This is a genomic window from Paenarthrobacter sp. CAP02 (assembly GCF_040137855.1).
In the GTDB taxonomy this organism is placed as follows: Bacteria; Actinomycetota; Actinomycetes; order Actinomycetales; family Micrococcaceae; genus Arthrobacter.
On record NZ_JBEEII010000003.1, the window covers coordinates 465,139 to 483,087 of the forward strand.

At 61.6% G+C, this 17,949-nt stretch carries 17 protein-coding genes; 6 read left to right on the plus strand and 11 right to left on the minus strand.

Going from position 1 to position 17,949, the window contains the following annotated elements:
* Window positions 1–2: 2 nt before the first annotated feature.
* The 4 genes from ABHM97_RS07725 (at window position 3) to ABHM97_RS07740 (ending at window position 3,620) form a co-directional block, all read left to right on the plus strand.
* The gene (locus tag ABHM97_RS07725; RefSeq protein WP_349470207.1) at window positions 3–1,157 is read left to right on the plus strand and encodes a Gfo/Idh/MocA family protein; all 1,155 of its coding nucleotides are present in this window, start codon (window positions 3–5) and stop codon (window positions 1,155–1,157) included.
* Window positions 1,154–1,969 (plus strand): sugar phosphate isomerase/epimerase family protein, encoded by an 816-nt coding sequence (locus ABHM97_RS07730; RefSeq protein WP_349470208.1) that lies wholly within the window; start codon window positions 1,154–1,156, stop codon window positions 1,967–1,969. The genes ABHM97_RS07725 and ABHM97_RS07730 overlap by 4 nt, the downstream gene beginning before the upstream one ends.
* 69 nt (window positions 1,970–2,038) lie before the next feature.
* Window positions 2,039–3,211 carry a levoglucosan dehydrogenase gene (locus ABHM97_RS07735; protein ID WP_349470209.1) on the plus strand — a complete coding sequence of 391 codons (1,173 nt, stop codon included), beginning with the start codon at window positions 2,039–2,041 and terminating at the stop codon, window positions 3,209–3,211.
* 79 nt (window positions 3,212–3,290) lie between these two features.
* Window positions 3,291–3,620 carry a putative quinol monooxygenase gene (locus ABHM97_RS07740; protein WP_349470210.1) on the plus strand — a complete coding sequence of 110 codons (330 nt, stop codon included), beginning with the start codon at window positions 3,291–3,293 and terminating at the stop codon, window positions 3,618–3,620.
* A 7-nt stretch (window positions 3,621–3,627) separates the two neighbouring features.
* On the opposite strand, the gene ABHM97_RS07745 is transcribed toward ABHM97_RS07740, so the two are convergent.
* The 5 genes from ABHM97_RS07745 to ABHM97_RS07765 form a co-directional block, all read right to left on the minus strand.
* Window positions 3,628–5,604 (minus strand): APC family permease, encoded by a 1,977-nt coding sequence (locus tag ABHM97_RS07745; RefSeq protein ID WP_349470211.1) that lies wholly within the window; start codon window positions 5,602–5,604, stop codon window positions 3,628–3,630.
* Window positions 5,605–5,704: 100 nt separating this feature from the next.
* Window positions 5,705–6,739 (minus strand): AAA family ATPase, encoded by a 1,035-nt coding sequence (locus ABHM97_RS07750; protein ID WP_349470213.1) that lies wholly within the window; start codon window positions 6,737–6,739, stop codon window positions 5,705–5,707.
* A gap of 81 nt (window positions 6,740–6,820) precedes the next feature.
* A complete protein-coding gene (locus tag ABHM97_RS07755; RefSeq protein ID WP_349470214.1) occupies window positions 6,821–7,594 on the minus strand; it encodes a phosphatase PAP2 family protein in 774 nt (257 codons plus the stop codon).
* 42 nt (window positions 7,595–7,636) lie between these two features.
* On the minus strand, window positions 7,637–7,762 hold the full coding sequence (locus ABHM97_RS07760; protein ID WP_255774361.1) for a hypothetical protein: 126 nt from the start codon (window positions 7,760–7,762) through the stop codon (window positions 7,637–7,639).
* Window positions 7,763–7,932: 170 nt separating this feature from the next.
* Window positions 7,933–10,164: a catalase gene (locus ABHM97_RS07765; RefSeq protein WP_349470215.1), complete on the minus strand. Its 2,232-nt coding sequence runs from the start codon at window positions 10,162–10,164 to the stop codon at window positions 7,933–7,935.
* 387 nt (window positions 10,165–10,551) lie between these two features.
* Here ABHM97_RS07765 and ABHM97_RS07770 point away from each other — a divergent pair, with 387 nt between their 5' ends.
* A complete protein-coding gene (locus tag ABHM97_RS07770) occupies window positions 10,552–11,313 on the plus strand; it encodes a GAF and ANTAR domain-containing protein (protein ID WP_349470216.1) in 762 nt (253 codons plus the stop codon).
* Window positions 11,314–11,346: 33 nt separating this feature from the next.
* On the opposite strand, the gene ABHM97_RS07775 is transcribed toward ABHM97_RS07770, so the two are convergent.
* The 6 genes from ABHM97_RS07775 to ABHM97_RS07800 all read right to left on the minus strand — a co-directional run bounded on the left by ABHM97_RS07775 (window position 11,347) and on the right by ABHM97_RS07800 (window position 17,022).
* Window positions 11,347–11,634, minus strand: coding sequence for a hypothetical protein (locus tag ABHM97_RS07775; RefSeq protein ID WP_349470217.1), 288 nt, complete (start codon window positions 11,632–11,634; stop codon window positions 11,347–11,349).
* Between the two features lie 13 nt (window positions 11,635–11,647).
* Complete coding sequence (locus ABHM97_RS07780) at window positions 11,648–12,418, minus strand: GAF and ANTAR domain-containing protein (RefSeq protein ID WP_349470218.1); 771 nt, start codon at window positions 12,416–12,418, stop codon at window positions 11,648–11,650.
* 226 nt (window positions 12,419–12,644) lie between these two features.
* The gene (locus ABHM97_RS07785; RefSeq protein ID WP_349470219.1) at window positions 12,645–13,382 is read right to left on the minus strand and encodes a GAF and ANTAR domain-containing protein; all 738 of its coding nucleotides are present in this window, start codon (window positions 13,380–13,382) and stop codon (window positions 12,645–12,647) included.
* A gap of 171 nt (window positions 13,383–13,553) precedes the next feature.
* Window positions 13,554–14,711: a fatty acid desaturase family protein gene (locus ABHM97_RS07790; RefSeq protein WP_349470221.1), complete on the minus strand. Its 1,158-nt coding sequence runs from the start codon at window positions 14,709–14,711 to the stop codon at window positions 13,554–13,556.
* 13 nt (window positions 14,712–14,724) lie between these two features.
* On the minus strand, window positions 14,725–15,789 hold the full coding sequence (locus ABHM97_RS07795) for a ferredoxin reductase (protein WP_349470222.1): 1,065 nt from the start codon (window positions 15,787–15,789) through the stop codon (window positions 14,725–14,727).
* Window positions 15,790–15,978: 189 nt separating this feature from the next.
* Window positions 15,979–17,022: an NAD(P)-dependent alcohol dehydrogenase gene (locus ABHM97_RS07800; RefSeq protein WP_349470223.1), complete on the minus strand. Its 1,044-nt coding sequence runs from the start codon at window positions 17,020–17,022 to the stop codon at window positions 15,979–15,981.
* A gap of 193 nt (window positions 17,023–17,215) precedes the next feature.
* Between ABHM97_RS07800 and ABHM97_RS07805 the strand changes: the two genes are divergently transcribed.
* Window positions 17,216–17,821 (plus strand): TetR/AcrR family transcriptional regulator, encoded by a 606-nt coding sequence (locus ABHM97_RS07805; protein WP_349470224.1) that lies wholly within the window; start codon window positions 17,216–17,218, stop codon window positions 17,819–17,821.
* Window positions 17,822–17,949 lie beyond the last annotated feature (128 nt).

Genomic DNA, 17,949 nt, shown 5'->3' on the forward strand with positions numbered 1-17,949 from the left:
CCATGTCTTCCACTCCACGCGCCGGGATCATCGGCACCGGATTTATGGGCGCCGTCCATTCCCACGCGGTACGCGCGGCTGGGAGCACCATCAGTGCAGTTGCCGCCAGCAGTCAGGCCGCCGCCGAGGAGGCAACCGGACGGTTCGGCGCTCTGGCCGCAGCAAAAAGCCCTGAGGCGCTGATCGCGCGGGACGACGTTGACGTCGTCCATATCTGCACTCCGAATTCAACCCACGCGGACCTGGCACGCAAGGCCATTGCGGCAGGCAAAGCCGTTATCTGCGAGAAACCTCTGGCTACCAGCGTCGAGGATGCCAGCGAACTGACCCGCCTCGCAGACCAGGCAGGCGTCGTCACGGCGGTGCCCTTCGTCTACAGGTTTTATCCGGCCATCCGCGAGGTACGCGACCGCATACTCGACGGCGAGGCAGGCCGCCTTTGGCTGTTGCACGGCTCCTATCTCCAGGACTGGCTGGCAGGTGCCGACGCGACGAACTGGCGGGTTGATCCAAAGCTGGGCGGAGGGTCCAGGGCATTTGGCGACATCGGCGTGCACTGGTGCGACCTGATGGAGTTCACCACGGGACATCGCATCACCAGGATCATGGCAAGGACGGGCCGCGCCTATGACAAGCGCGAAACCCGCGGACAACTGTCCGCCGTGGCCACCGAGGACGGCGCAACCCTCCTGTTCGATACCGACAAGGGTGCCACGGGTTCGCTGGTGGTCAGCCAGGTCAGCCCTGGGAGGAAAAACCGCCTGTGGTTCTCCTTCGACGGAACTGATGCATCGTTCAGTTTCAACCAGGAATCACCGGACACCCTGCACATAGGTCGCGTTGATTCCACCTCCGCCGTCCCCGTGGGGCCGCAGACGCTGACCACCCGCGGCGGCCGGCGCTACGCCAAGCTTCCGCCAGGTCATCCCCAGGGATACCAGGACAGCTTCAACGCTTTCGTCGCAGACACCTATGCCGCCGTCCGGGGCCACAAACCCGAGGGCCTCCCCACCTTCCACGACGGCCTCAGGGCGGCACACCTGACAGAGGCCGTCGTCACCTCCGCCAGGGAAGAATCGTGGGTCGACGTTCGCGTCCCCGAGTACACGCTCGAATCTCCCATGACCTCCCCTGCACTCGAAAGGACCATGCAATGAAACTCGGATATTGCTCCATCACCTGGGGCGGCGTCGTCGGTCACGCCCAAGGCGTGACGAGCGTCAAAGACCTCTTTTACCTGACCCATGGATCAATGCGGGACGCCGTCAAGGACATCGCTTCGGTCGGATACCAGGGTGTTGAGATGTTCGACGGCAACCTCGCAGAGTACGCCGACAAGCCTGAGGAGCTGAAGGAGGTCCTCAGCAGTAACGGTGTGGCGTTGACCAGCGTCTACACTGGAGCGAATTTCATTTACACCGATATCCTCCCTGATGAGATGCACCGGCTCTACACTGCAGCGGAATTGGCGGCGAACTTTGGGGCTGAACGGCTGGTCGTTGGGGGCGGAGCGCGGCGTGCGGCCGGGACCACGGACCAGGACTACCACCGCCTGGGCCACGCGCTGGACCGGGTTGCCGACATTGCCGAAAGCTTTGGCCTATCGGCAAGCTACCACCCCCATTTGAGCACGATCGTTGAGAGCCCCGATGAGTTGGACCGGCTCATGCCCCTCACCAGGATCGGCTTCTGCCCGGACACCGCGCATCTCGCAGCTGGTGGTGCGGACCCGGCCGCGGTCATCCGGAAATACGCCGACAGAATCCAGCACGTTCACCTCAAGGACTTCCAGCGGGACCCGTTCAACTTCCTGCCGCTCGGCGAAGGCGAACTCGATTTCCCGGACATCATCGCCGCCATCCGTGAAAGCGGATACGACAGCTGGCTCATGGTCGAACTGGACAACTACGACGGCGACCCCCGGGCAGCGGCCGAGCTCAGCAAAAAGTACCTCGAGAAACTCCTCTAACCACCCAATCACCTCTGGGGAAGCCTTCATCGGCCAGACCCGCAAACTTTCGGAAGGAACAGGATTCACATGCAGAACCTCAATGTCGGCCTCATCGGCGGAGGGTTCATGGGCAAAGCCCACTCCCTCGCCTACGCCGCTATGCCCATGTTCTTTTGGCCCGCGCCGGCGCTGCCGGTTCGAAAGGTGATCGCGGAGGCGACTCCGGAGCTTGCCGACGAAGCGGCCCGCCGTTTCGGCTTCGAAACCTCCACTTCAGACTGGCGCAGCATCATCGACGATCCCGAAATCCACGTTGTCGACATCGCCACTCCCAATCACCTTCACGCGGAAATCGCCATCGCAGCCGCAGAAGCCGGTAAACACATTATTTGCGAGAAGCCGCTCGCACGCACCGGCGAAGAGTCCAAAGCCATGTACGAGGCCGTCAAGGACAAGGACATTGTCCACATGGTCGCCTTCAACTACAGGCGTACTCCCGCTGTGGCCTTGGCGAAGAAGTACATCGAAGAAGGGTCCATCGGCCAAATCCTCAGTTTCCGCGGAACGTACCTGCAGGACTGGAGTGCCGACCCGAATTCCCCGCTCTCATGGCGCTTCCAGAAGTCCATCGCCGGTTCTGGGGCGCTTGGCGACATTGCAACGCACGTCATAGACATGGCCCGGTACCTCGTTGGGGAGTTCAGCGCCGTCAATGCTGTCCTCTCGACATGGATCCCGGAACGTCCGCTGCAGGCCGGCGGTGCCGACGCACTCGGTACGGTTCGGGGTGGGAAAGGTCCACGCGGCCAGGTTGATGTCGATGATGAAGTGATGACCATGATCCGCTTTGCCAACGGAGCCGTCGGATCCGTCGAAGCGACACGAAACGCGCACGGAAGGAACAACTACATCACTTTCGAAATCCACGGCACGGAAGGCAGCATTGTCTTCAACTACGAGCGCCGCGACGAGTTGCAGGTGTGCTTCGCGTCGGACCAGGCCGACCGTCGTGGATTCCGGACCGTATACACAGGCCCGGCCCACCCGTACGGCGACGCCCTCTGGCCCATTCCGGCCCTGGGCATCGGCTACGGGGAAACGAAAATTATCGAAGCCTACGACTTCTTCAAGGCAATCGCCGAAGGCGGGACTGTGAACCCCAACTTCGCTGACGGCTATCAAGTAGCCCTCATCGACGACGCCATCGTCGAATCAGCGGCAAAAGAATCTTGGGTGGAAGTTCCACAGATCAACGCGTGATCCACTCTGGAAGGGACGGGGGAATCCCCCGTCCTTCCCACTCCTTGAACAAATTTAGGAAGACAGGATGTCCCGTCCCATGCCAACCCACGGAAGGGCCACAGAAGTGTGGCTCAAGCCGGTTTTCATCGCCAAAGCAGGGCGTGAAGCCGAACTTCAGGAAGCCCTCCGCTCCCTGCAAACCCTAAGCCGCAACGATCCCGGATGCCTGGAGTACACCGTTTTCTCTGATGGAGAGCGACCGGGCACCTTCGTGCTGTTTGAGGGGTGGGTCAGTAGGGAGGAACTTGAAGCGCACAACCAGGAAGTCCATGTGACGGCCTTTGTGGAAGCCGTGGAGCCTTTGTTGGCCAAGCCGTTCACCGTTACGCCTCTTGTTCCCCTCGTGATTCCACCCCGGACCCCGTAATGTCGAGTCAACCTACATGGACCCACGGGCGCCGGCTGACCTCGGGTTCGGCCTCACGCAGTACCTCGCGTGTCACCGGCGCAATTTCGCCTTCCCCCAGGAACAGGAACTTCAGGAGGTTGATCACGGGATTCCCCTCAGTCCAGCGGAAGTAGACGTGTGGCATCAGCCCGGTCACATCACGGATGTGGAGCAACACGGAAGCGATCGTGTTGGGCACCACGGGACCGTGGACTTCCAGGATCCTGTAGCCGTGCCGGGTGATGCCGTGAACCGCCAACTCAGTCTCAAAGTCCGATGAGTCGTCCACGACCACTTCCAGGAACAAGGGCTGTTCACCGACAGGAATGTGGCTTACTTCTACAGCGGACTCGAACTTTTCCCTGTAGGCCTGCGGGGTCAGCCGGAGTGGTTCGTGGGCGATAAGGCGGATGGGTCCTTCCCAGGTCTCTGAGATGAAGCCGAGAGCCTGCTCGTCCAGGTGGACCCTGGTGGCGTGGAGCTCGAAGGAACGGCGGACGCGTGACAGGAACGAAACGACAATGATGCCGGCGATGAACACTGCTGCGATTCGAAGACCCTCGGGCCTCTCGAAGATATTGGCCACGGTGGTATAGATAAAGACCACTGCAATGATTCCGAACGCCACTGTCCGCTTCCCTTGGTGACGACGGCGGGCGGAGAGGGTCACGGCCGTCGCCGCCGACATCATCAGCACCAGCACGCCGGTGGCGTACGCGCCACCTTGCGCATCGACGTCGGCGTTGAAGATGACGGTGATCAGGAAACCGACCAAGGTGAAAACGAGCACGAGTGGCCGCACAGCCTTGGCCCATTCCGGAGCCATGCCGTAGCGCGGCAGGTAGCGGGGCACCAGGTTGAGCAACCCGGCCATGGCGGACGCACCAGCAAACCACAGAATGGCAATTGTGCTGATGTCATAGGCCGTGCCGAAGCCGACGCCAAGGTACTCATGGGCCATAAATGCCAACGCACGCCCGTTGGCTTCGCCTCCGGCCTGGAATTCCTGTTGGGGAATCAGTACGACGGTGGTGAAACTCGTCGTGATCAGGAAACTGCTCATGATCACGGCGGCAGTCGTCAGCAGCCGACGCGTTCCTTGGATGCGACCTATGGGCCGTTCCTCAGTGTCGCCGGCCTTCCCCCGGACCTGCGGCATCACCGCCACACCAGTTTCGAAACCTGAAAGTCCCAGCGCCAGCTTAGGGAAGACGAGCAGGGCGATTCCCACAGCGAGCAGCGGGTTCCCGTGGGAGGTGGTGAGCTCGAGCCACCAGTCATTGATGGCTACGGGGTGCATGACCGCTTCGAAGATGGACACGGCTACCACGACGACATTAAGGCTGAGGTAGAGCGCAACCAGAACGACGGCGATATTCACTGCTTCCTTGAACCCCCGAAGGAAAACCGCTCCCAGCAGCGCCAAAAGGAACAGCGTCACGGGCACATTTTGGTTGTGCAACCAATCGGGCACCAAGGGGTTTTGGATCAGGTGCGCGGTGGCGTCGGCGGCGGAGAGCGTCATGGTGATCATGAAGTCCGTGGCCGCAAACCCCAGCAGGACCAGCACGATCAATTTTCCGCCCCACCGGGGCAGCAGACGCTCCAGCATGGCGATCGACCCCTCACCGCGATGGCTTTCGCCGGCCACCCTTCTGTAGACGGGCAAGGCACCGAGCAACGTAACGGCTACCAAAACCAGTGTTGCCAAGGGCGAGATGACGCCAGCGGCCAAGGCAGCAATGGCTGGCTGGTAGCCGAGAGTGGAGAAGTAATCGACGCCGGTCAGGCACATGACCTGCCACCAGGTGTGCTTCCTAGCGTGGGCGTCGCTGACCGCGCCGGGTCCTTGATGCGTGCCTTTGCTGTCCTGAAGCCCGAAGAGAAGCCAGCTCCGGAAACGGCTCCGCGCGTCGTGATGCAATGCTGACGGATCCGCCGGTGGCCGGCTCATCGTTGTCATTCCGGCCTCTTCCGCGGGCGTTCCTGGCCTGTTCTCTGCTGAACATAGCACCGCCACTCCCCTGCGGTGGCCGGTCTTGATGAATCCTTAACGGCCGGTGTCAGGCCAGCCAGCGCCACCAACGCGGTTGTTCCGGTTCCGGCGTTGGTTCCGGTTCCGGCTCCTCGCCAAGCGCCAAGGCGGCCTCGACGATGTCCGCTGCGGTGAGGGTCATGACGGCGTCGCGGTCAAGGGAATCGAGGCTTTGTTCCTCGTTGAGCGACAGCCGCAACGCCTGCCGATTAAGCGCCTGCTCAAACAGTGTGCGGGCGAACCGGGCATTACCGGAGTCCTCTCCCGCATGGAGCCCGTTGAGTATCCGGCGCAGCATGTGGTCCGCGCCCGGCTCCAACGTGTACTCATGTTGGACCAACATCCGCTGGAAGATCGTCAGGAGTTCGTCCACGGAGTAGTCCGGAAACGTGATCTCGCGGGCAAACCGGGAACGCAGTCCCGGGTTTGAAAGCAGGAATGACTCCATCAGCCGCGGGTACCCGGCCACGATCACGACCAGCCTGTGCCGATGGTCCTCCATCCTTTTGAGCAGGACCTCGATTGCCTCCGGGCCGAAGTCTGTACGACCGTCTTCCGGGGCCAAGGAGTACGCCTCATCGATGAACAGGACGCCGTCCAGCGCCCGCCGGATCACCCGGTCTGTCTTGATGGCTGTAGCACCCACGTATTGCCCCACCAGCCCCGAACGGTCGACCTCCACCAGATGGCCTTTTTGCAGCAAGCCGACAGCGCGGTACATCTCGGCCAGGAGCCGTGCGACCGTTGTCTTGCCCGTGCCTGGGTTTCCGAGAAACACCAGGTGCTGCGAGGTGGCTACTTCCGGCAGACCGTGGGCCTTACGTCGGGCTTGAACCTGGAGTAGCGCCACAAGTGCGCGGACCTGTTCTTTCACGGTCTCGAGCCCGACCAAGGCGTCGAGCTCAGCCTGCACCTCGTACAGCGGCCGGGCTGGACCGGGCCTGGGACCGATGAGGTCCCCGACCCGATCGTCCACACGCTCCGAACCGGGCAGCTTGAGCTGATTGGCCAGATGGCCTATGGACTCCCGGAGGTCATCGAGCGGATTGCGGCTGGCAGCCATACATCCACTGTAGTACTGGACTCTCCCACCCGGGTGGCTGTCCACTCGTTCTGAACCGCAACGGCACCTATAGAAGCGACGTTAGGACTCCGGGTCGGCGAGTTCCCCTGTGACTGTTTCGCCGGGGACGCGAGCGGTGCGCCAGGTATCCAGGGCAATTACCGCCCCGAGCACCACCAGCGACAATGCCACCGACGCCACTGCGTCAGTGAGCCAGTGATAACCGAGGTAAATCCGGCTAAGTGCCGCCAGGACGACACCGACGCCGGCACACACAAAACTGATGACGGCGATCTTCGGGTTTCGGTGCCGGGAGAAAACAAGGAACGTCAGGACCAGCAGGAAATCCGAGGCGCCAAGAACGTGCCCGGACGGAAAGGAAAATGTCGTGTCAGCTCCGAAAAGCATCAGGCTCACCGGAGGCCGCTCCCGAGCCACTGACCGGCCGATGATCTGCGCCAACCCCACCCCCGTGAGCATGGCAGCGGCAAGAAGCATCGGGCGCCATGCGTGCTTGGCCAGCAATCCCCATGCGACGGTGACAACCAAGACAATGATCGGCAACCCGATTGGCCCGAAGACGACTGCCAAAACGATCATTACCACCGTCAGTGGCTCTGAACGGATGGCCAGAAGTCCGCTTTCAGCCGCTGCGTCGTCCAGCGCGAGCCCATTCTTCTGCAGCACGCCCATGAGTGTCACCACAAAGAGCGTCACGCCAAGGAGTGCCAACATCGCGGCTGTTGTGTGGAGCGCCTTTCTGGCGCGGGGCTCCATGTAACGCTCCTCGACCACGAATTTCTGGTGGAACACTTCCCACTTGCCCGGCGTTTGCGAAGCTTCTGCCGCCGCCATCAATCTCCTTCGATCCCCTGGAAACCGTTCCTGACGAGAACGCTAGTCCTCCTCCTTGGGCTTGTGGTCCGGTGCTTTGTCATCGTTTGGGCCGTCATGTATTTTTTTCGGAATCTTGCCCTCCACGTCGGCGGGTACAGGTGGGTCTTTTTCTTCATCAGTAGACATGACCCAAGCATAAAGGCCGCGTAAAGCATGCCGGTCAGGAAACCCGCGTGCCCTCGCGAAGCACTATTCGGCGACCGCCGCGGGCACACTGCACGGCGGACCGGTATCGGAATTGATGCCGGCCCGCCGTGCAGGTCATGTCATGCGGTTGCCCTGATCCCGCGTCCCTGTCAGGCCTCGCTGCTGCTCGGTCCTGCTGCAGGGAATCGTTCCCACACCCGGTGGGCGGCCAACAGTTCCTGGACTGGGGTAAGCACAGCGTCCGGCGCGTCGCCGACCACGACACCGGTACCGTCTGCAGGGATACCAGCCGCCTCCAGAGCCGTCGCACCGGTTCCCCACGCCGCGATGGCCTTGGCATGGCGGAACGCTTCCGTGAGCAGAAGGACTACCCGGGGATCAAGACCTGGTGAAGGCGCGCCGGCCTTGGCGTCCATTCCCGCTGCTGCGTCCGGCGCCGAAGCCGCGCTTCCCGCGACGATAACGGCGTCGAACTCTGTGGATCGGGCGGTGAGGTAGGTCCGCTGGACGGCGACGGCGGCGCCGTCCTCCGCGCCCAGGAACCCGCCAACCGGTGCAATAACCAAGGGCGTGATGCCTTCGGCATCCAGGGCTTCGCGGGCAGCGGCAACCTGGGACAGGTCGCTGCTGTCGTCAGCAATAATCCCCACTACGCGGCCCGCAGCCGGCCACGTCCCGCCGATCTGCGACAAGGCCGCGCTCGGTTCGGAATCGGGGACCTGGACCGTGGCCCCGGGAACCGGCATACCCAGTCCACGGGCGACGGCGGCGCAAAGCCCGGCGTCGATGTTGGCCAGGGCCATGAGTTGCCGTTCCCTGACGTTGGATTCGTAGCACTTGCCGAGCTCGAACGTGTACGCCTGCACAATGTGGTCCTGCTCCACCGGGGTCATGCTCCGGAAGAACAGCCGGGCCTGGCTGAAGTGGTCGTCGAACGAAGCCGGGTTGCGCCGTTCCTTAATGGACTCCGCAAGGGCCTCGGGAACATCCACGAATGCTCCAACGTCCTGTCCGGCCATAAAGGGGCAACCGCCGTCGAGGGAGTTTGGATGGTACGGGGCGACCCCACTGTGTACCGCCGTCTGGTGCATCCCGTCGCGAAGCATGTCGTTGACGGGTGCTTGCGGCCGGTTGATGGGAATCTGCGCGAAGTTCGGGCCGCCCAGCCGGGAAATCTGGGTATCCAGGTAGGAGAACAGACGGACCTGAAGGAGCGGGTCATTGGTGACGTCAATGCCAGGGACCAGATGTCCCGGGTGGAACGCTACCTGTTCGGTCTCCGCAAAGAAGTTCGTCGGATTTGCGTTCAACGTCATCAGCCCAATCGGCTGGACAGGCGCAAATTCCTCGGGAATGAATTTGGTTGGATCCAGCAGATCGATGCCCTCGAACATCTGGTCCTCAGTGTCCGGGAAGGTCTGGATGCCAAGCTCCCATTGCGGGTAGGCGCCCGACTCAATGGCGTCAGCAAGGTCGCGGCGGTGGAAATCCGGGTCCATGCCGTTGATGATCTGGGCTTCCTCCCAGACAAGCGAGTGCACGCCCTGTTTGGGCTTCCAGTGGAATTTCACCAACGTGGTGCTCCCGTCCGCGGCGACCAACCGGAAAGTGTGAACACCAAACCCTTCCATGGTCCGGTACGAGCGGGGAATGCCGCGGTCGGACATGTTCCACATCGTGTGCGCCTGGGCCTCGGTGTGCAGGGATACGAAGTCCCAAAACGTGTCATGGGCGCTCTGGGCCTGGGGTATTTCCCGATCAGGATGCGGCTTTCCAGCGTGAATGATGTCAGGGAATTTGATGCCATCCTGGATGAAGAAGACCGGAATGTTGTTCCCGACAAGATCGTAGGTGCCCTCGTCAGTGTAGAACTTGGTGGAGAAACCGCGGGTGTCCCGAACCGTGTCCGCTGAACCCCGGGAGCCCAGCACGGTCGAGAAGCGCACAAAGACCGGAGTCTCCACATCGGCGGCCAAGAACCCTGCCTTCGTGATCTTCGATGCCGTGCCGTAGGAACGGAACACGCCGTGCGCGCCTGCGCCGCGGGCATGGACAACCCGTTCCGGGATGCGCTCGTGGTCGAAGTGGGTGATCTTTTCCCGCAAATGGTGGTCCTGAAGCAGAACTGGCCCCCGGCTACCTGCCCGTAGGGAGTGATCGGTGTCCCCCAACCGGAGCCCTTGGGCAGTGGTCAGGTACTGACCCGACTGCGCGCGCGAGTTCAGTGGCGCGCCCGTCGGGCTTCCCGTCGGGGAGACCGCCTCCGGTGCTTGCTGATCGGGCTTGGGAGGCAAAGGCTCACGTGGGGTCGTCGGCTCTTGGACTGCGGGGGGCTCACTGGAGGGAGCGCCGGGAATTACGGTGTTGTCCTCAACTGGCACGATTAGTTCTCCTTTTGGTTCGCTGCCTTAGCCCGAAAACTAAGCTTGCTTACTAATCCTAGGGTGGTGTTGCCTGCATCACAAAGTGCAGAGTCGTTCGCGAGCATGAAACCGGGCCGATGACCTTGGTGGCTGCGGGAAAAGAGAGTTGGATGAAATTAACATAAGTGTACTTAGTTTCTAGGCGGCCTGGAGGACACCGTTAACCAGAATGAAGCACCGCGGCTGGAGGCCTTGGCAGCGCTGGAGCATTAAGCCTGCGTTGAGTGATCAACTGGTGTGAACTACCGCCGGAAAGCGTAGCGTTAAAGGCAACGGAGGTCGTCGCTAGACCAGGTAATTCCCGCGCAGGCCCTGCCCATCCGCGTCTTTTTGAATCGGGGCGGCATGGCTGACTATGTGGGACCGACAACCGAACAATTGCAGGATCTCCTTCTGGAAAACTCAGGCTTCGCAGATTTCCTTCTGGGACTGACCACAATATCGGCGTCGCTCTTGGGCTCCCCGGACCCGATGCTGTGCGCCATCACAGTGGAGCGTGAGGCGTCACCGGCAACCGTGGCAAGCAGCAGCGACACTGCGCGGAGGCTTGACGAAAAGCAATACATTTTCGACGACGGCCCCTGCCTCACAGCGCTCAGAAGCCACCGCACAGACCTCATCAAGGACCTCAGCAGCGACGACGACTGGCGCGGGTATGCCAACCGGATTGCCGGCGAAGGCGTCAGGTCTGTCTTGGCTGTACCTATCGAGAGCGAAGAGGCCTCGCCCGCAGCACTGAACTGCTACGCCCTCACCTTAGGGGTTTTCGACGAAGCAACAGTTGCCGCCGTCGAAGCCCATGCCGTATCGATCTCCAAAACCCTTCGCCTGGCTCTCCGTTTGCATGTACATACGAACGTCTCGGAAGGACTTCAATCGGCCCTTCATTCCAGGGCAGTGGTGGACGCCGCCGTGTCCTTGATCATGGTGCAGAACCTTTGCAGCCGGCAACAGGCCATGGACCTGCTCCACGTCGCGGCAATCAACAACAACAGCAGGATCAGGGACATAGCCACCGGAATCCTGAGGGGAACCGCATCGGTTGAGCCGCCATCAGCCACCGATCCGACGACGACGAACGGTGACGGGTCCTCACCCCGGATATAGGGTCCCCAGAAAGCGGGTGTTGCGCTGGACGGGCTACGTCTCGGCGTCGTTCTGGCCACCTAAAGTGTCGTGACCATAGCTGGCCCTCCTGCCGTTCGCACCACGGGAATCCAAAGTTTCGTTGAGGGCGTGGGCAAGCAGGTCGCGCTCAAGCCCAGGCAGGCTGAGCGCCCCATAACAGTAGGCTTGAATCTCGACAAGCCCGGATGCACCTCCAATGCTGAAGTAGGCCATCCACACTTGCTCCAGGGTTAGGTCAGTATCTTCGAAAGCCAAGCGAAATTGTTGCCGCTGTAATTCCTCACCACTGGCAAAGGTCATAGTCTCCCCCGCGTCAATCAGCGGATCCTGAGACGTCGCCGATGACTTCGCGCGCCACCTCACGCAAGGGCCGCTTCTCATTGCTCGACCTAACGATCAAATGTGTCACAGCTTCCCGCTCGCCCACGCCCAGCGTGGCCATGATGATGCCCTTGGCTGTCGCAATCTGGTCGCGCTGCTCCAGGGAAGACTTAAGCTGGTCGCTGAGCGCCAAAACCCGTTCCCTCGCCAACGCATTGGCCAGGAAAATAGCCGCCTGGGCCGCGAACGTTTTCAGTAGACCGATAAGTCGGGGTGATGCCGCCTTAGGTGCGTCCCAGTAGATTTTGATGGCCCCGAATGCCAAGTCACCGGACAGCAGCGGAACGCTGACGCATGAGCGCACTCCAAGGTCCGCTGCCGACTGCCCCCATTGACTCCAGCGCGGGTCCGTCCGGATATCCTCGGAATCCACTGCAAGTCCAGATGCCCAGGCAGTGAGGCAGGGACCTTGGCCCAAGTCGTACTGCAACGCGTCCGCGGCGGCCACAATTGACGACGTCGAGGCAGCACTACTGCGGCGGCCGTCAACTTCCATCAGCGAAACCCCGGCACCCAAGGCATCATCGAGAGCAAGAACAGCCGCGTCGGTGATCAAGGCCAGCGCATCGGACACCGTTTCCTCAGTGAGGAGCATGTTCGAGGCCCGCGCGAACACCATGGCCAACTCATCCGTCAGTGGCACCTCACTCAACGGAATCACCACAATTCCCGGCATCCCGGCCATCGCTGGGCTTCTCGGCATGTATCCCAACCATCATTGTTGACCTTTCCCGCCCGGCCCGGACTTCACAGGGAGCCGACGATGATAAGTATCCTTATTGTAGTAAGGAATGGACGCACAGAACAGCGCACAACGTTAGTTCACACCGCCGGGCTTTCATTGGCAACGCGCCCTGAGGGGTGCCAACCCGGCAACAGTTACCGCGGTGGGCATCCAGACCCTGCCGAGGGTCGATTCGGTACTTTGCTCAATCCTGGAAGGCGGTCTTTGTTGCCTCCTTGTTACCGGCGATGCCCGCAATAATGCCCTCAGCAACATCGTGCAGTTTCTCATTCCGGTTCTGCGAGGCCTTCATAAGCAAAGCGAAGGCTTGTTCGTGCGTGCAGCGGCTTTGCGCCATGATCATGCCACATGCCAAGTCAATGGCAGTGCGCCGGGCCATTGCTGCTTTGAGGTCATCGGCCAGGAGATCAGCTGTAGAAATACGCAAGGCAAGCCGCAACGCCTGGGCCGCCATGTCTGCGAAAACTTCAGCCTCTCCGATGGCGTCCTCGGTGAAGCTTCCCGGCTCTGATGCAAAGAAGTTCAGAGCAGCCGAGGAGTCCTCGCCCAAGGACAATGGGACGCCCAAAGCACTCCTGAAACCCGCCACAGAAAGATCTTTGCAGTACTCGGGCCACCTCTGATCGGTGCCGGCGTCGGCAAGCTGAACCGGCGCCGATGCTTCCAAAGAGGCCTGCGCGGGGCCGGCCCCAATGCTTTGCTCAATACTGTCCAGCAGAACGGCATTATCGCTGCTGCCGGCAATGGTGAGAGCCCGCTTACGGCGCCACAGAGTCACAGCACATTCGACCCGGACACCAGTGACGCGGCTTAATGTCGTGGAAGCGTAGCGGGTCATTCCGTCCAGGAAGGATCTGACATCACCAGCAGCAATCAGCTGATAAAGGTTCTGGAAGTCTTTGTCCTGCTCCGAAGTTTCCATGTCAGAGTCCAGTGTGGGTGATCGGGCGCATTTAACCTCCGCGACTAACGAAAGGGGCGCCGGACTTCTTCAGCAAATGTGAATCTACTATGCCGCATTCTCATGCCGTGATTCAATTCAGCGGGAGGTTGACCCGTTGGAGATTCGCAGCAGTGATCCGTCGCATTTCGATTACCCGGAGGGCAGAGCCAGCCTGAACACTTTGGCCCACGCAGAGCCGACCTGCTTCAACAACGGCCCCGTGGTGTACTTCAGGCCGTAACGATCGCAGATTTCGCGGACCTTCGGTGCAATCTCTGAGTACCTGTTCGAGGGAAGGTCCGGGAAGAGGTGGTGCTCGATCTGATGTGAAAGGTTTCCGGTCATGAGATGCATAAACCGCGGGCCTGAGATGTTCGCGGATCCGATCATCTGACGTACATACCAGTCGCCCCGGGTTTCGCCTTCGACCATTTCCTCGGTAAAAGTATCCGTACCTTCGGGGAAGTGGCCACAAAAAATGACTGCGTGGGCCCAGACGTTGCGTACGGCGTTGGCCACGAGGGTGCCGTAGAGGGCTTGCTTCCCGGAGCCCGTGAGCATGGCCAAAGCGGGGGTGGCCGCATAGTCCTTCGCGAACTGCTTGGCGGCCTTACGACCCAGTGCCTTGAGGTCCTTGACCATCGCCTCTTTGGACTTCAGGCCCTCCTTGTACTCGGGGATTTCCAGGTCGTAGATGGCGATACCCCATTCGAAGACGGGCGCCAGCAGGGCGTTATAGAGGGGGTTGCCCAGGTTGAAGGGCTTCCATTCCTGATCAGGGTCCATCCGCAGAAGGTTGTACCCGACGTCGCGGTCTTTGCCTATCACGTTGGTCCAGCGGTGGTGAAGATCGTTGTGCGTGTGCTGCCACGAGCGCGATGGGGTGACGAAGTCCCATTCCCAGGTGGTGGAGTGGATGTCCGGATCGCGCATCCAGTCCCACTGTCCATGGAGGATGTTGTGCCCCAGCTCCATGTTTTCAAGGATCTTGGCCGCGCTTAGGAGGGCTGTTCCAGTGACCCACGCGCCCTTGTTCCTGCTGACGAGCAGCGCCGCCCGACCGGAAACTTCCAGACCCCGCTGGATCTTGATCATGCGCCTGATGTAGGTCGAATCGCTGGAGCCGCGCTTGGCCAGGATCCCGTCGCGGATAGCGTCGAGCTCGCGTCCCAATTCGGCCACTTGCTCGTCACTCAAGTGCGCAGCCGCCGGAGGACGCATCGTGGGTCGACCCGCCTCGGCAAGGGCGCCGGGCCGCGTTTTGAGCCCGACGGCGGTGGCGGGGTTTTTGGCCGAAGCTACTGACATGCGGTGGTACTCCTCAGAGCTTGAGATTGACGGGCCCGGCGGCAGCCGAGACACAGGTTTGGATGAGTTCACCCGGTTCGCCACGCACCTCACCGGTACGCAGGTCGCGGACGCTGCCGGAAAGCAGCGGAGTGAGACAGCTATGGCAAATCCCCATGCGGCAGCCACTGGGCATGAGGATGCCCGCATCCTCCCCGACGTCAAGGAGGGGGACGCCGCCGTCGGCCATGACCTCGCGGTCCGATGCTTCAAAGGTGACCAAGCCACCCTCGCCTCCATCCCGCCCCTTGAGCTCGGCATGGAAGCGCTCAATGGTCAGCGAGCCCGCTGAGGCTGCCTGCGCTGCCTGGTTCCAGAGAGCTTCGGCATCATCCAGGAAGCTCTCAGGGCCGCAGGCGTAGGCGGCTCTGTCCTGCCAGTCAGGGCAAATGCTCTCAAGATCAGCCGGAGTCGCCAAGCTCAGGCGTCCACGGCCACCCGTTTGCCACTGCACCAGGCGGAAATTGGGAAACTGATCAGCGAGCTCGAACAGTTCCTCTCGAAAAATACTGTCATCCTCCCCACGGGAGGAATGGATCAGGACAACGTCGGCGTCGGGTCGTCCGGGGACGAGGGTCCGAATCATCGACATGACGGGAGTGATGCCGCTTCCGGCAGTAAGCATGAGCAGGGAACGCGGATGCTCAGGCAGGACGAAGTCACCTTGTGGCGGGGCCAGGAAAAGGATGTCACCAACCTTGGTCTCACGAACCAGAACACCGGACACCGACCCAACGTCCGTGACAGTGATGGCTGGGTCCTGACCGGCCGGCGCACTCAGGGAATATGATCGCCAGTGCCGCACCCCATTGAGCTCTACGCCGATCCTTGCCCACTGGCCCGCGAGGTGGGCATGCCAGCCGCGGCCGGGCCGGAAGAAAATGGTGACTGACTGCGCAGTTTCCTGAACCACTCTGGTGACGACCCCGCGCAACTGGCGCGATGAGTAGACCGGGTTGAACAACGCCAGGACGTCTTCCGGGGCCAGCGGCGTGGTCAAGACCGAGGCGATGCGGGCCAGTGGCCGGAAGTTGAACATGGACTACTCTCCGCAACAGGGAAATAAGGATCCCGACCCTGCCGGTCAGGATCCCTTCTACTCAATATCATAAGCATACTTATGATAAGTCCCCCAAAGCCGCGCTGGAATGTGCGGAAAGCCCCCCGGAAGGGGCTTTCAACAGTACCAAGAAGGAGCGGGGTCCCCAACCGTGCCGGCTCGGGACTACTACTGGTGCGGGACTACTACCGCCCGGGCGCTCAGCTGCCCGTCGGCGAGTTTGCGGTAGGCCGAGAGACCGTCCTCGAGGCTGAAGGTTTCTACTTCGGGGACGATCTGCCCCGCCCGGTACATATCCACTACTTCATGGAGCTCCTCGATGGTGCCCCAATACGTGTTGGTGATAGTGGATTCATAAGGCGTGTTGAAGAAGGTCCACTCATGCAGGCCGCCGGCAATTCCGACGACGGTCAGCCGGCCACCCTGGGCCATGGAACCGGTGGCTGTGGCAATCGTCGGAGTCACTCCGACAAAGTCGAACGCAGCGTCCACGCCGCGTCCGCCGGTGATTTCGCGGATCCGGGAAATCTGGTCGGGACCGCCTGGAACCGTCAGGGCCCCCGCCGCCTCGGCCTTGGCCATCGCTTCGGGCTTCATATCGGTGGCAATGATGGTTGCGCCAGTCAGTGCCCGGAGGATCTGGACGGCGATCTGACCCAGGCCTCCCAGCCCCACCACCAGCGCGAACCGGCCACCGCCGTTCAGGTGCGGTAACGCCTTTTTGATGGCGTGATACGGGGTCAGAGCTGCATCTGCAAGCGGTGCCGCAGCGATGGGGTCTGCATCTCCAAGCGGGATCAGGTTGCGGACGGGAACCGTGACGTATTCCGCCATTCCGCCGTCGCGACCCAAACCTATGCCAAGGTATGGGTTGGTCGCAGCGTTCTCGCAGTAAGTGTCCTGGCCGCGGGAGCACGCCTTGCAATGCCCACAACCGATGGGCCCGTAGACCAGATACGCGTCACCTACCTCAATACCCTCAACACCAGCCCCCAACTCCTCGACCCAGCCCGAGTTCTCGTGCCCCAGCACAAAGCCCTTGGTGATATTCCCCGGGACCTCGGCGGTGAAGTCCTGGAAAATGCTGACGTCCGAATGGCAAGCACCTGCGCCCGCTACCTTCAACAGCACTTCGCCTGGCCCGGGTACGGGCCTGGCCACGTCCTCCAGCACGGGGAACTGCTTCCATTCTTTGAATATGATTGCGCGCATTGAATGTCCTTCCTGTCTGTGTTGCGTCTCTTTGTTGCGTCAATCAAGGGGCTGCAAATCCGCCGCCGACGGCCTTCGGTACGATGAACCGGCGCAACTATCCGACATTTGTTGGATAGTTAGAACGGTACGCTTGAGTCGGCCGATTTTCTACCGCCGGAGGGCAAGATCACTGAGGAGTGTGACCTGAATAATGCTGGAACCGAAACAGTCCGCCGAGACTTCCAGTGACCCTCGGGCCCTGCGTAGCCGGGAAAAACTGTCCTCGGCCATCCTTGCCCTCGCAGCGGGGCACGACGCCGGAACACTGTCCGCGGGGCAGGTCGCCGCCACCGCCGGGGTCAACCGATCAACGTTCTACCAGCACGCCGCCTCTCCCGCAGCGCTTCTCCGGCAGGTTCTGTCCGAAGAGCTCGACACCCTCCGCGAAACTCACCTCAGCGGGCCCGGAGACATTGGCCCGGCCATCGTCGCAGTCACCGCCGATGTTGCCAGGCACGTGGACCGGCACCGCGACATCTACCGCCGGGGCCTGGTTACCGATTCGGGCACCGGAGCGCTGCACGCGATGCTGGGATCCCACTTTGAGGCATCTGTCCGCCTGCTGCTCGCCCGTCGTGCCATCGAAATACCGGCACCGGGCGGCCGTGAAGTCCCACCATCCATGGTTGCCCGGTACATCGCCTACGGCGTGGTGGGCGCGTTGGAGTCGCGCCTCCTGGAAACCCCGCCGCGGCCCGTCGACGAATTCCTCGACGACCTGCGCGAGCTTCTTCCGGATTGGTGGCCCATCGGCTGAGCGACCCAGCTCCTCACGCGGCTTACATCACCGGCTAAACCCCGCATGGTCGGCGGGTGGGACACAGCAGGGCTCAGTACTTAATGGGTTCCATGCGGCCCGAGCGCAGGGAAAGCACGGCTGCTTCG

What these genes read in the sequence shown, in the direction of transcription:
- ABHM97_RS07725 (WP_349470207.1), top strand. Translation starts at nt 3, where the DNA reads ATGTCTTCCACTCCACGCGCCGGGATCATCGGCACCGGATTTATGGGC.
- ABHM97_RS07730 (WP_349470208.1), top strand. Translation starts at nt 1,154, where the DNA reads ATGAAACTCGGATATTGCTCCATCACCTGGGGCGGCGTCGTCGGTCAC.
- ABHM97_RS07735 (WP_349470209.1), top strand. Translation starts at nt 2,039, where the DNA reads ATGCAGAACCTCAATGTCGGCCTCATCGGCGGAGGGTTCATGGGCAAA.
- ABHM97_RS07740 (WP_349470210.1), top strand. Translation starts at nt 3,291, where the DNA reads ATGCCAACCCACGGAAGGGCCACAGAAGTGTGGCTCAAGCCGGTTTTC.
- ABHM97_RS07745 (WP_349470211.1), bottom strand. Translation starts at nt 5,604, where the DNA reads ATGACAACGATGAGCCGGCCACCGGCGGATCCGTCAGCATTGCATCAC.
- ABHM97_RS07750 (WP_349470213.1), bottom strand. Translation starts at nt 6,739, where the DNA reads ATGGCTGCCAGCCGCAATCCGCTCGATGACCTCCGGGAGTCCATAGGC.
- ABHM97_RS07755 (WP_349470214.1), bottom strand. Translation starts at nt 7,594, where the DNA reads ATGGCGGCGGCAGAAGCTTCGCAAACGCCGGGCAAGTGGGAAGTGTTC.
- ABHM97_RS07760 (WP_255774361.1), bottom strand. Translation starts at nt 7,762, where the DNA reads ATGTCTACTGATGAAGAAAAAGACCCACCTGTACCCGCCGACGTGGAG.
- ABHM97_RS07770 (WP_349470216.1), top strand. Translation starts at nt 10,552, where the DNA reads ATGGCTGACTATGTGGGACCGACAACCGAACAATTGCAGGATCTCCTT.
- ABHM97_RS07775 (WP_349470217.1), bottom strand. Translation starts at nt 11,634, where the DNA reads ATGACCTTTGCCAGTGGTGAGGAATTACAGCGGCAACAATTTCGCTTG.
- ABHM97_RS07780 (WP_349470218.1), bottom strand. Translation starts at nt 12,418, where the DNA reads ATGCCGAGAAGCCCAGCGATGGCCGGGATGCCGGGAATTGTGGTGATT.
- ABHM97_RS07785 (WP_349470219.1), bottom strand. Translation starts at nt 13,382, where the DNA reads ATGGAAACTTCGGAGCAGGACAAAGACTTCCAGAACCTTTATCAGCTG.
- ABHM97_RS07790 (WP_349470221.1), bottom strand. Translation starts at nt 14,711, where the DNA reads ATGTCAGTAGCTTCGGCCAAAAACCCCGCCACCGCCGTCGGGCTCAAA.
- ABHM97_RS07795 (WP_349470222.1), bottom strand. Translation starts at nt 15,789, where the DNA reads ATGTTCAACTTCCGGCCACTGGCCCGCATCGCCTCGGTCTTGACCACG.
- ABHM97_RS07800 (WP_349470223.1), bottom strand. Translation starts at nt 17,022, where the DNA reads ATGCGCGCAATCATATTCAAAGAATGGAAGCAGTTCCCCGTGCTGGAG.
- ABHM97_RS07805 (WP_349470224.1), top strand. Translation starts at nt 17,216, where the DNA reads ATGCTGGAACCGAAACAGTCCGCCGAGACTTCCAGTGACCCTCGGGCC.